This window comes from Rhizobium sullae, assembly GCF_025200715.1.
GTDB lineage: Bacteria > Pseudomonadota > Alphaproteobacteria > Rhizobiales > Rhizobiaceae > Rhizobium > Rhizobium sullae.
Genome location: NZ_CP104144.1, coordinates 851,889 through 864,010 on the forward strand (window position 1 = coordinate 851,889; position 12,122 = coordinate 864,010).

Here is a 12,122-nt window from a genome sequence, read left to right on the forward strand (position 1 = left end):
GAGCCCTCCCCAAGGCGATATAGATTGCGGCTCTCAACTGATCCCGTGAACCCCCCATCAATCCGCGCCTCCGGAAAGCGCGGCAATTTTCTGCACGAGGTCGGAAATGGCCTCCTCCAGGAGGCGGTTCTTCCTCTCGTCCCCGAAATCCGGAACCATGAGGGAAAGTTGCCGCAACTTGTCAGCATGGCCAAGCTCTGGAAGTTTTCCCGGATGCGCCGTTTGATAGGCGTCCAGAAAACGTTCCTGCTCGGCAGCGCTAACGTGGCAAACCCGAAAAATCGTCGCCAGGTGCCGGGCCGGCAGAGGTGTGGCGTAGGTCGGGCTTGTGATCTGCGTGACGAAGCTGCGGTGCTTTCCAAGCTCGGTCGCAAGCCGCTGGCGCGTTCCGGAAGGCCGGTTGTCGATGATCTGCGCCAGGATGGACTTGTAAGCGATAATGGCGTCTTCGGTGTCGTCGCGCGCCATTTTAGTCTCCGACTGCCTTTGTTCCATCGGCTCTCAATCCGACGATTGCTGATCTTATCGCGCGAAGTTGTTCGGGCGCCACGGAAAAATGCCGCAAACCGATCGCGAGCAGTCCCGGAAGCCGCTGCGGATCGCTTGCGATACTTCCGCAGATGCTGACCGGCTTGCCTACCTGTGTTGCAAGCCGCATTGCGCCTTTAAGAAAACGCAGCACGGCCGGTGCGGCTGGGTGGAGGTACATCTGCGAGCCCGCGCGATCACGGGCGGAAGCGGTGAGATACTGCGTGAGGTCGTTGGTTCCAAAGGAGAAAAAATCAGCCGTTTCAAACGTGTCCAGCATCAGTGCGGCTATCGGTACTTCCACCATCATGCCGATTGGGGGAACGAGGTGAGATATGCCGCGGCTGGTGAGGCGCGCGGCCTCTTCATGAAATAATCTGCGCATTTCGTCGACTTCCGACGGAAAGGTCACCATGGGCAACATGACGCGCAGATTGCCGTAAACTGCAGCACGCAGCAGGGCGCGGGCCTGCACGCGGGCAATTTCCGGGCGAGCGAGCAAGAGACGGACGCCCCGCAGATCCGCCGCCGCTGGTGGATCATCAAGCCCGGTGAGCGGCTTGTCTCCGCCGATATCCAGCATACGGATTGTCACCGGCCGGTCCGCCGCCCATTTCAGGACGCGATGATAGACGGCAAGCTGCTTTTCTTCGTTTGCCGCGTCCGCGACGGACGAAACCGCAAATTCAGACCGCATCAATCCAATGCCTGCTGCCGTTGCCGGGTCAACCGCGTCCAGCTCTGCTGCATCGTTGATATTGATGGACAGCAGGACCCGAATGTCATCGGCTGTGCATATTTCGCCATTGTCGCAAGGGCATTGACCGGCGGGCGTCAAAATCGTTCGGTGCGAAACGCGTGCGGCATCGCCGGCATGGATGACGACTGCGCCGGCATCGGCATCGACCCGGATAGGGTCGCCTTCCGAAACCGCGAAACGCCCTGCGCCGACGACCATCGGGATCGATTTCGCTCGTGCGAGCAGCGCGACATGGCCGGCGGCGCTGCCATTGAAGAGAGCGATGCCGCCGCCCGCCGACCAATCATGCGCTAGAAAGCGGCTCGGTTCCATGTCTCTGCCGACGAAGATCGAGCCAGCGGGGAAATCAGCAACCGGCGTTCCAGCCAACGCGCAGAGCACGCGGTTCTTGATGTCCAGGATATCGACAGCGCGGGCCTGCACCTGCTCCTCGTCTGCTGTCTCCAATTCGCCGATGTAGTCGTCGAGCGTGCCGACCCATGCAAAGATCGAATTTTCTCCGGCATTCATGCGCGCTTCGGTAGTCTCCACTATGGTCGGGTCTCGGAGGACTTCAATCTGGAAATCGATGATGTCCCGGCTTTCGGCATCGGATTTCCCGGCAAGGCCTTCAAGCTCGCGGATCGATGTCTCGATGGCGTCCATCAACGCCTGGTAGCCCGGAGCGATCTGCCGTTGAGATGAAGGGGCGACACCCGGCAGCTCGGCCAGATAGGCCGGTCCGTGTGCGACCCCGGCAGAGGCGCTCGTTGCTCTCAGCCTATCCGTTTCGGCCATATTTCTTGTCCTCATCGAAATTGCGTTCGACGAGTTCCTTCAATGCCTTGATTGCTTCGTCTGCCAGAATTCCGTCGGCTTTTATGCGCAGAACCGACCCTTTCCGGATTCTGGCACCCATTATCTTGATGATGCTTTTGCCGTTCAGCCAGACATCGCTGCCGTTGACTGCAACTTCGATCGAACACGGGAACGATTTTGCAAGCCGGGTGAACGTCACGGCCGGACGCGCGTGCAGCCCCACGCCATGCCTGACCTCCACGTCCGTCTGACAGCTGACATGCAATGGCTTGGCCTTTATGGTTTCTATTTGCAGTTCGCGGCTCATCAGGGTGAAAGCTCCTCGGCTGTGGCGACGACCTTCGCCAGCGATGCTCCACCGGAGGCTTCCGCCGCAGCGATAACTGCGCCTTCGACCAATGGAGCGTTGCAGATCGCAACGCGTGCCGAGCGCGGCGGGCCGAGCATCTCGATCGCCATCTCGCTGTTCGTTTCCGCCCCACCGAGGTCGACGAAGACGGCAACACCTGCAGCGGACCAGGCAGCCTCGATTGCCCGCAGTATGCCGCCGGCGTCGGTACCGAGCTCTCCGCGTACGTTGCCTCCGGACCAGGCGAGTGGCACGCAGTCGCCCACCATCTGCCGCACCATATCGGCAATGCCTCGAGCGATCAGCGGCGAGTGGGAAACGATCACGATCCCGACATTTGCGGTATTTCCACTCATTGCGGATGGTTCTCCCCGAGATAGCGGCAGATGGCCGTGGTCAAGAGCGCGCAGCTTGACGCACCCGGATCCACATGGCCGATCGAGCGATCGCCGAGATACGACGCGCGGCCGCGCATGGCCTTCATGGCGGCGGTCAGGTTGGCGGAAAACTCGGCCTGCTGGGCGATGTCGTTCAACGACGAACACTTCTGAAGCGCATCCTGGACCGGATAGAGCACGTCGAGCAACGTCTTGTCGCCCGCATGGGAACGTCCGCGTCTTGCAACCGCGTCAATCGCCTTTTTCAATACGATCGGGAAATCCTCGGTCCTGTCCCGAGCACGCAGCTCCCGGCCGATTTCGATCAACAGCGTGCCATAGAGAGGACCTGCAGCACCGCCGACATTCATCACCAAGGTCATGCCAATCCTTTCCACGGCATCGGGAAAGGGAAGGCCGGTAAGCGCCGCCGCTTCTGCGCTTACCGCCTCCCATCCACGTTGCATATTGATGCCGTGGTCTCCATCGCCGATCGCGCAATCCAGCGCGCAAAGATGATCGGTATTTGCCGCGATGGCCGAGCGGCAAGCTTCGATCAATCCCGCAACAAGCACCGGTTCTGCCTGCACCTCATATCCTCCCAACGGCGGCGCTTTCTCACGCCATTGCTGCCGCGACCTCAAATGCTCCTGCCACCGCGACAGCACCAGGATCCGGCACTCCCTCCAAATCCCTCTCGCCGACATAGGACGCGCGCCCGGCCTTTGCCTTCTTCATCGCCTTTGTCGACTCTGCACCTACCATTGCCGCCTTCGCTGCCGCCGCGACATTGCCGGACGCGAGGGCTGCGAGTGCCGGGGCAAGCGCATCGACCATCGTCCTGTCGCCGATCTCGGCTCCGCCATAGAACGTCATCCGATCGAGCCCGGCAAGGAGGGCTGCGGCGATATCAGCTTTTTCCGCCATTGCCTTGGCTGCGGCGGTAAAGAAGATCGACAGCAGCACGCCGCTTGATCCGCCCATGCTGATGCTCAGAATATCGCCGACCGAAGCCAGCGTGGCAGCGGGCTCCTTCAGTGGCAGCATGTCGATGCGGGCAAGCACACTGCGGGCGCCGGTCGCAACCGTGGAGCCGGTATCGCCGTCGCCGACGCGGCCGTCCAAACGGTTAAGCTCGTCTTCGAGCGAGATCAGGTGCTCGCAGAGCGCGGTTATCAGGCGACGGCTCTGGCCGTCGTCGCTGCTTGCGGCTGTTCCGTTCGGTTTGGCGCCTGTTTGAGGGGCTGCAACGATCTTGATCTCATGATGTTCGACTGCCGGCACCCAGGCATGGGGTTCGACCACAGTCATCAAAGCCGCCTCGCGGGCGCCATCCAGCCGGATCAACGAGAGCGAGAAACCGTTCATGTTGAGCGCCGTCATCATCGACGCCGGCCCGATAATCAGTTTGACGCGGCGTGAGAGGGACGACGAGAGGACGGCATTGGCGATCACGCCCATTTCGAGAGGCGGTACGGCGCCGAGATTGTTGATGAGCAGGGCATAGCTTGCCGAATGGTTAACCTTCGCGGCAAGCCGTTCGGCCATTGTGGCCACGAGGTCTGCTACCGGTTGGAGCGCAATGCGCTCGGCGCCTGGTTCGCCATGGATGCCAAGGCCAAGCTCGCCTTCGTTGGCCCCGAGGCGTTCCTCCTGCAACTGGCCGGGGACGCTGCAGGTCGAAAGCGACATGCCAAGAGAGACGATGTCGGCTGCCGCCGAGGCGGCGTGTCCGGCCACTGTCTTCAGGTTCTCGCCGGCCTCGGCGTAATATCCGGCGATCTTGTGGATGAACAAGGTGCCGGCGACGCCGCGCGGCTGGTTGATATCCGCAATCGCGATGTCGTCGGCGACGATGACCATCTCGACGTCGAAACCCTCGCCGCGGGCCTTTTCCGCTGCGAGACCGAAATTCAACCGGTCGCCCGTGTAATTCTTCACAATCAGCAGAGTTCCCTTGGGGCCGGTAACGGCGCGGATCGCCGTCAGAACAGCGTCGACGCTTGGCGAAGCGAATATCTCGCCGGATACTGCTGCCGTCAGCATGCCCTTGCCGACGAAGCCCGCATGCGACGGTTCATGCCCGGCACCACCGCCGGAAATGATGGCCACTTTCGATTTGTCCCAGTCCGCGCGCAAGATCACTTTGATCTCCGGATATGTGTCGAGACGGGCGAGGCGGCCCGAACCGCTTGTCAAAAGCAGGCCGTTGAGCGCTTCGGTGACGATGTTTTCCCGGCGATTGAAGAAATGTTTCATTGATTGAGACCTGTCTGTTTTGCATGCCTGCTTCGGTTCAGTTTCCGCGGTTCAAGCGAGCCGCTGTCCGCTCGCGTCGAAATAGAGCGGATCGCGGAGCGTAAGATTGATCCTGTCGCCCGGTCTGATCGCGAGATATGGATCCGCAAGTGTGACAAGCTTGTGATCGCGAACGCGGATATGCAGATGGTTCTGATCGCCCAGGTGTTCGATCCAGTCGACCTCGGCATTGGCATCCTTGCCGACGATGATGTCGAGGTGCTCGGTCCGTGCGCCAATTGTCTTCGTACCCTTAGGAGGGCTGCCGCCCGGAAGCAGATTGGCGGGCAGGAGATTGATATGCGGCTGACCGAGGCGGGCTGCGACATGAAGGCTGGCGGGATTGCCGTAGATTTCCCGAGGCGTTCCGACCTGCAGGAGCCTGCCTTCAGCAACGATGCCGATGCGGTCCGCCATCGTCATGGCCTCCACCTGGTCGTGGGTAACGTAAAGTAAGGTAGAACCCAGTTCCTTCTGGATGCGCTTGAGTTCTAGCCGAAGCTCTGACCGAAGTTTGGCGTCGAGAGACGAAAGCGGTTCGTCCATGAGGTAGATCGCGGGCTCACGCACCAGCGCCCGACCGATCGCGACTCGCTGCATCTCCCCACCGGAAAGACGGGTCGAGCGATTTTCCAGCTTGTGGTCGATCCTGACCATACGCGCGATCTCGCGCACGCGCCGATCGATCTCATCAGTGCTGAGCTTCCGCACCGGCGCCTTCAAAGGGAAGGCAAGGTTCTCGTAGACCGTCATGTGCGGATAAAGCGAATATTGCTGGAAGACGAAAGCCACGTCGCGCTCGGCTGGGGATTCGCCGGCGACGTTGCGGCCGCCGATCTCGATACGGCCGCTGTCGGGCCGCTCCAGGCCGGCGATCAGACGAAGCGTCGTCGTCTTGCCGGCGCCGGTCGGTCCTAGGAGCACGACGAATTCGCCGTCGCGGATCGCAAGATCGAGGGCGCTGAGCGCCTGTGTGTCGCCGAAACGCTTGTTGAGGCCTTTAAGAACAACATCAGCCATGCAGGACCTCCGAATGGAGCGATGAAGCAACCGCGCGACCCGACCGGCAGTCGAAGAGCGCTAGATTGGCAGGGTTGAATTCGAGACCGACCGTTTCGCCGATGCGGAAGTTGCGGTTTGCCGGAACGCGGGCCTTGATCAGTCCGCTGCGGGTTTCGATCGCCACGATCTGATTTGTTCCGAGATACTCGCTGCCATAGACGGCACCGCGCAGGGTCGAGGCGTCACTGAAGCGGATGTGCTCCGGCCGCACGCCAAGTGCCAGCTCGCCTACGGTCAGGTCCTGGTGAATCTCTGGAACGGCGACAACGACGCCATCGAGAGAGATGAATCGATCGCCCTTCTGAAGGCCGGAGATAAAGCGCATGAAATTCATCGGCGGCGACCCGATGAAATCCGCGACGTACATCGTCGCGGGCTTGTTGTAGATCTCCTGCGGCGTCCCGAACTGCTCAATAACGCCATGGTTCATGACGGCGATCTTGTCGGCCATGGCCATCGCCTCGTGCTGATCATGGGTGACGTAGACCGTCGTCGCGTGGATGCGATTGTGCAATTCGCGAAGCTCATGAACCATGACCTCGCGGAACTCGGCATCGAGCGTGCCGAGCGGTTCGTCCATCAGGAAGCATTTCGGGCGGCGCACGATGGCGCGACCGAGCGCTACACGCTGGCGGTCGCCACCGGCAAGCCCGGAGACGGATCTGTTGAGAATATGATCGATCTGCAGCAGGCGCGCGGTTTCCTCCACTCGGGCCTGAATTTCCGCCCTCGACATTCCTTGCGACAACAGCGGAAAGCCAATGTTCTTGCGCACGTTCATGTGCGGATAGAGCGCGAAGAGTTGAAAGACGAAGGCGATATCGCGGGCGCTGGCACGATTGAAAGTGACGTCCTCGCCGTCGAGATAGATCTTGCCGCTGGTCGGCAATTCCAGTCCCGCGATCATGCGAAGCGTGGTCGTCTTGCCGCAGCCGGACGGCCCAAGAAGCGCTAGGAACTCGCCGTCATGGACGATAAAGCTCGAATCCTCGACTGCGACGAAGCTGCCGAATTGCTTGCGGAGATGCTCAATTCTGATTTCCGCCATGGTTCACTCCGGGAATTTCGAGACAACGATGAACATCGCCGTTCCCGCAAGCAGCGTCACTAGCGAGTAGGTATAGAGCACCAACAGGAAGGGCTGGAACAGCATCAGGAAGCCCGCTGCGATCAGGACCGTGGCGATGTTTTCCATCGGCCCGCGCCGCAGGAAAAAAGGCCGTTTCGGACGGGCAGGGCGGGGCGTTTCGATCAGGTGCGTCATTTGCGGACCGCTCCGAAGGTGATGCCGCGCAGCAGCTGCTTGCGCAGGAGAATGGTGAAGACCAGGATGGGGATCAGGAAGATCGTAGTCCCCGCAGCGACGGCCGGCCAGTCCTGCCCCCCCTCGCCAATGATCGTAGGGATGAATGGCGGCGCGGTCTGCGCGCTGCCCGATGTCAGAAGTGCGGCGAAGGCATATTCGTTCCAGGCGAAGATCAGGCAGAAGATCGCGGTCGCAGCAATGCCGGTCGTTGCCTGCGGCAGGACGACCTTGCGGAAGGCCTGCAGCCGCGTGTAGCCGTCGATCATCGCAGCTTCCTCGTATTCACGAGGGATTTCGTCGATGAACCCCTTGAGCAGCCAAACAGCCAGCGAAACATTGACCGCGGTATAGAGCAGGATCATGCCCAATGCCGTGTCGGACAAGCCAAGCTCCCGGTACATCAGGTAGATCGGGATCGCGACGGCGATCGGCGGCATCATGCGCGTCGACAGGATGAAGAACAAAAGATCGTCGGCGAGTGGCACCCTGAAGCGGGAGAAGCCGTACGCGGCCAAGGTGCCGAGAAAGACCGCAAGGAATGTGGAGCCGAAGGCAATCACCAGCGAATTGACGAAGCGCGGCAGGAAATTTGAGGGGCCGGCGATCACCATGTTGCGCTTGCGGGTCACCTCATCACAGGTGCCGGTCGGTGCGGGCAGGGAGGCAATATATTCCGGCGTCTGCCGCGTCCTCGTAGTCAGAAGATTGCAATAACCTTCGAGCGACGGTGCAAAGACGATCTTCGGCGGATAGCTGATGGAGTCCGGCGGCGACTTGATGCTGGTTAGGAAAATCCAGACGAGAGGGACGAGCGTGATCAGCGCATAGAGGATCACGATCGCGCCGGCGACCCGCTTACTGGCGAGGCTAGGCTCGACGACAGAGTGGGCAGCGTTTGCGGAGCTCATCGTTGCTTCACCTTATTGAGGGCTTTGACGTAGATGTTGGCGAGGCCGAAAACTGCGACGAAGAGAATAATCGCGAAGGCGGAAGCCCGGCCGGTTGCCCAGCTTTCGAAGGCTGCACGCTTCAGCGTGATCGAGGCGACCTCAGTGACCGAGCCAGGCCCGCCGCCGGTCAGCAGCGTCACCATGTCGAACATCTTGAAGTTCTCGATGCCGCGGAAGAGGACGGCGAGCATGATGAAGGGCAGGGCCATCGGCACGGTGATCGACCAGAACTGGCGCCAAGCCGATGCCCGGTCAACTTCGGCCGCTTCGTAGATGTAGTCGGGGATCGAGCGCAGGCCGGCGAGGCAGATCAGCATCACATATGGGGTCCACATCCAAGTATCGACGATGATGATCGCCCAGGGCGCCAGTGAGACGTCGCCGAGCATCCGGATATCCGATGTTGGAATGCCGCTAAGCCACGAAACCGCATAAGCGAAGAGACCGATCTGCGGTTCGTAGAGAAAACGCCAGAAATTGCCGACGACGGCGGGAGACAGCATCATCGGGATCAGGATGATGGTCGTCCAGAAGGCGTGGCCGCGAAATTTGCGGTCGATCAGATAAGCGAGCGTGAAGCCGATTACCGTCTGCAGGATGATCGTCCAGAAGACGAAATGCGCCGTGGTCTGCATCGCCTGCCAGATGTCCGGATCGGTGAGGACGCGCTCATAATTTCGCAAGCCCACGCCTTCAACAGCAGCATTCGGCCGGTTGGCACGATAATTCGTAAAGGAAAGATAGATTGCCCAGATGAGCGGGAAAATGTTGATGGCAAGCAACAGCGTGATGGCGGGAGCGATAAACACCCAAGCGATTGCGCTGTCCGACAGACCGCGGACGCGTCTGGCAACAGATACCGGCGTTGACCTTGCTGTTGCATCCGCTGCCTGCTCGACAATGGAATTGGAAATATTCAAGATGTCACCCGGTCTTTGTGTATGTGAGACATCCGGCGGCCAGGCTCCTTTGCCGATCCGAGCCGCCATTCTGACAAGGATGTCGCGTGTCCAGATGGACACTAGATCTTGCCGTCGTCCTTGAAGACCTCGGTCCAATCCTCCACCAACCCGTCAAGCGCTTCCTGCGCGGTTCCGTTGCCGGCAACGACGTAGTTGTGAACGCGTTTCTGCATGTCCTGGAGAAGGGTGGCGTAGCTTGGTTCGGCCCAGAAGTCCTTGACGATAGCCATGGAGTCCAGGAAGGCTTGGGCGTAGGGTTGGCTTGTGGCGAAGCCCGGCGCCTTGACGACCGAATTCAAGCAGGAGAAGCCGCCAAGTTCCCACCACTTGGCCTGCACGTCAGGCTGGGCGAACCACTTGATGTATTGCAGGGCGGCGTCCTTCTTGTCGGAATAGGAAACGACAGAGATGCCCTGGCCGCCGAGCTGGGCAAAATGCGCCTTCTCGGCCGGATTGGGGAAGAAACCGATCTTGTCGCCGCCGACCTTCTCGTCCTTGTAGAGGCCGGGCCAGGTGAAGGCGAAGTTCATCTGCATCGCGACCTGACCGGATTTGAAGGCGTCAGCAGATTCGACCATATAGACGTTGGAGCTGCCGGGCGGCGTGCAGCAGTCATAAAGCGACTTGTAGAACTCCAGGCCTTTGATCGCCTCGGCCGAGTTGACGATCCCCTCCATCTCGTAAGGCTTCTTCGGGTCCTCGTATTGGAAGCCCCAAGAGTAGAGGACGTTGGTCACGCCCATGGTAATGCCTTCCGAACCGCGCTCGGTGTAGATCGAAGCGCCGTAGACTGTCTTTCCGTCGATCTCGCGCTTCTGGAAGAATTCGGCGACCTGCTTCAACTGGTCATAAGTCTTCGGCGCGGCGAGATCCCAGCCATATTTCTCCTTGAATTCTGTCTTCAGCTCCGGCCTTTCGAACCAGTCCTTGCGATAGGTCCAACCGACCACGTCACCCATTGCCGGAAGCGCCCAGTAGTTCGGGGTGTTCTTCGGCCATTCGGAATAGCCGACGACCGTTGCCGGCACGAAGTCATCCATCTTGATGCCTTCCTTGTCGAAGAAGTCGTTCAGCTTAACATAATGGCCGTTTTCCGCCGAACCGCCGATCCACTGGCTGTCGCCGATGATCAGGTCGCAGAGCTTGCCATGAGAGTTGAGTTCGTTGAGAAAGCGGTCGGCATAGTTCGTCCACGGGACGAACTCGAACTTCATCGTCGTTCCGGTCTTTGCGGTGAAGTCCTTCGACAGTTCCACGAGCGCATTGGCCGGGTCCCACGCGGCCCAGCAGAGCGTCAGTTCATCGGCTTTCGCAAGATTGGGCAATGCCGACGACAGCATAAGTGCCGAGGCGAGCCCGAGAAGGGCTTTCGATTTCTTCTGCATAAGTTCCTCCCAGAACCAAAGGCCGGCTCCCCACCGGCGTCGCAAGTTCACCCACTTCTAAAGAATGCTCACATGAACTCCTCAATCATCATGTTTAGCAATGTGTTTAGTAAAACGCATTTTGATAAACAATGCAAGCGGCGATGTTGCGGCGCCGCGCGTAATTTGCGGGTGACCGGATGAGGGGGAAGCACTGCAAGGCAATTCAGCGCCTCTTGGGGCGCGTCGGAATAATCACTCGAGCCTTCTGCGAAAGAGCCATGACGCAGCACTTAGGGTTCCGACCGCGATCACGCAGAGTGGCCACGTCTGGTGCCACACCTCCATGAGGGGAATGTCCTTGAGGAAGATGCCCTTCACGATCACCAGGAAGTAGCGCAGCGGGTTGATCAGCGTGACCGGCTGCAGCCAGTCGGGCATATTCTCGATCGGTGTCGCGAAGCCGGAAAGAAGCATGGCCGGCACCATGAACAGGAAGGCACCGAGGATCGCCTGCTGCTGCGTCATCGACAAGGCGGAGATGAAGAGCCCCAGACCGGCAACGGAGGCGAGATAGAAGAGCGAGCTGCCGTAAAGAAGCAGCAGCGAGCCGCGCAGCGGCACGCCGAAGATGAAGATCGCTGCCAGGATATAGACCGTCATGTGAAAAAGCCCGATCATCATCGGCGGGATGAGCTTGCCGATCAGGATCTCATGGGTGCGAAGCGGCGAGACCATCAACTGGTCGAAGGTTCCAAGCTCGCGTTCGCGGGCGATCGAAAGGGCGGTGACGATGAGCCCGATGAGCAGTGCGATGCTCGCGATCAGGTTCGGCACCATGAACCATTGGAAGATCAGGTTGGGATTGAACCAGTTGCGCGGCACTGTCGTGACGGAACGGGCACCTCCACGTATGCCTGCTGGGGTCTCGGCGGACAATGCTGCGACGATCTGCGTGATGTATCCCGAGACGATCTGCGACGCATTGGAGCGCCGGCCGTCAAGGATGACCTGCAGATCGGCCGGTTCGCCGGCTTCGATCTTGCGCGAGAAATCAGCGCCGATTTCGATTGCGGCGGTTACTGTCTGGCGATCGATTGCGTCCCGCACGGTGGCTGGCGTGCCGGCGATGATAACCTGGCGGAATGTCGGCGAGCCGTCGATGCGCTGCACGAGTTCCTGTCCCCAGTAACCGCTGTCGCGGTTGAGCAGCATCACATCGACATTTCGAACCTCGAGCGTGGCCGCATAGGAAAAGACCAGCAACTGCACGATCGGTGGGCCGATCAGTATGGTACGGCCCCTCGGATCGCGGAGCACGGCCAGCAATTCCTTGACAATGAGCGCTTTCAATCGGGTCCACCACAT

General features: G+C 60.1%; 13 protein-coding genes. All 13 read right to left on the minus strand.

Annotated elements, in window-relative coordinates; translation table 11 throughout:
* Positions 1-57 precede the first annotated feature (57 nt).
* A complete protein-coding gene (locus N2599_RS24805) occupies positions 58-468 on the minus strand; it encodes a hypothetical protein (protein WP_027510928.1) in 411 nt (136 codons plus the stop codon).
* A gap of 1 nt (position 469) precedes the next feature.
* Positions 470-2,065 carry a putative PEP-binding protein gene (locus tag N2599_RS24810; RefSeq protein ID WP_027510927.1) on the minus strand — a complete coding sequence of 532 codons (1,596 nt, stop codon included), beginning with the start codon at positions 2,063-2,065 and terminating at the stop codon, positions 470-472.
* Positions 2,049-2,393: an HPr family phosphocarrier protein gene (locus N2599_RS24815; protein WP_027510926.1), complete on the minus strand. Its 345-nt coding sequence runs from the start codon at positions 2,391-2,393 to the stop codon at positions 2,049-2,051. Before N2599_RS24815 ends, N2599_RS24810 begins: the two co-directional genes overlap by 17 nt.
* The gene (dhaM, locus tag N2599_RS24820; protein WP_027510925.1) at positions 2,393-2,791 is read right to left on the minus strand and encodes a dihydroxyacetone kinase phosphoryl donor subunit DhaM; all 399 of its coding nucleotides are present in this window, start codon (positions 2,789-2,791) and stop codon (positions 2,393-2,395) included. The genes N2599_RS24815 and dhaM overlap by 1 nt, the downstream gene beginning before the upstream one ends.
* Entirely contained in the window at positions 2,788-3,402 is a 615-nt protein-coding gene (gene dhaL, locus N2599_RS24825) for a dihydroxyacetone kinase subunit DhaL (RefSeq protein ID WP_027510924.1), read from the minus strand. The genes dhaM and dhaL overlap by 4 nt, the downstream gene beginning before the upstream one ends.
* A gap of 28 nt (positions 3,403-3,430) precedes the next feature.
* The gene (locus N2599_RS24830) at positions 3,431-5,071 is read right to left on the minus strand and encodes a dihydroxyacetone kinase subunit DhaK (RefSeq protein WP_027510923.1); all 1,641 of its coding nucleotides are present in this window, start codon (positions 5,069-5,071) and stop codon (positions 3,431-3,433) included.
* A 51-nt stretch (positions 5,072-5,122) separates the two neighbouring features.
* Positions 5,123-6,130, minus strand: a complete 1,008-nt coding sequence (locus N2599_RS24835; RefSeq protein ID WP_027510922.1) for an ABC transporter ATP-binding protein — start codon at positions 6,128-6,130, stop codon at positions 5,123-5,125.
* Positions 6,123-7,220, minus strand: a complete 1,098-nt coding sequence (locus tag N2599_RS24840; protein ID WP_027510921.1) for an ABC transporter ATP-binding protein — start codon at positions 7,218-7,220, stop codon at positions 6,123-6,125. The genes N2599_RS24835 and N2599_RS24840 overlap by 8 nt, the downstream gene beginning before the upstream one ends.
* Positions 7,221-7,223: 3 nt before the next feature.
* On the minus strand, positions 7,224-7,436 hold the full coding sequence (locus tag N2599_RS24845) for a hypothetical protein (protein WP_027510920.1): 213 nt from the start codon (positions 7,434-7,436) through the stop codon (positions 7,224-7,226).
* A complete protein-coding gene (locus N2599_RS24850) occupies positions 7,433-8,386 on the minus strand; it encodes a carbohydrate ABC transporter permease (protein WP_027510919.1) in 954 nt (317 codons plus the stop codon). Before N2599_RS24850 ends, N2599_RS24845 begins: the two co-directional genes overlap by 4 nt.
* Positions 8,383-9,348 carry a carbohydrate ABC transporter permease gene (locus N2599_RS24855; RefSeq protein ID WP_027510918.1) on the minus strand — a complete coding sequence of 322 codons (966 nt, stop codon included), beginning with the start codon at positions 9,346-9,348 and terminating at the stop codon, positions 8,383-8,385. Before N2599_RS24855 ends, N2599_RS24850 begins: the two co-directional genes overlap by 4 nt.
* Positions 9,349-9,449: 101 nt before the next feature.
* Entirely contained in the window at positions 9,450-10,775 is a 1,326-nt protein-coding gene (locus tag N2599_RS24860) for an ABC transporter substrate-binding protein (RefSeq protein ID WP_027510917.1), read from the minus strand.
* Between the two features lie 234 nt (positions 10,776-11,009).
* Positions 11,010-12,122 (minus strand): ABC transporter permease, encoded by a 1,113-nt coding sequence (locus N2599_RS24865; protein ID WP_027510916.1) that lies wholly within the window; start codon positions 12,120-12,122, stop codon positions 11,010-11,012.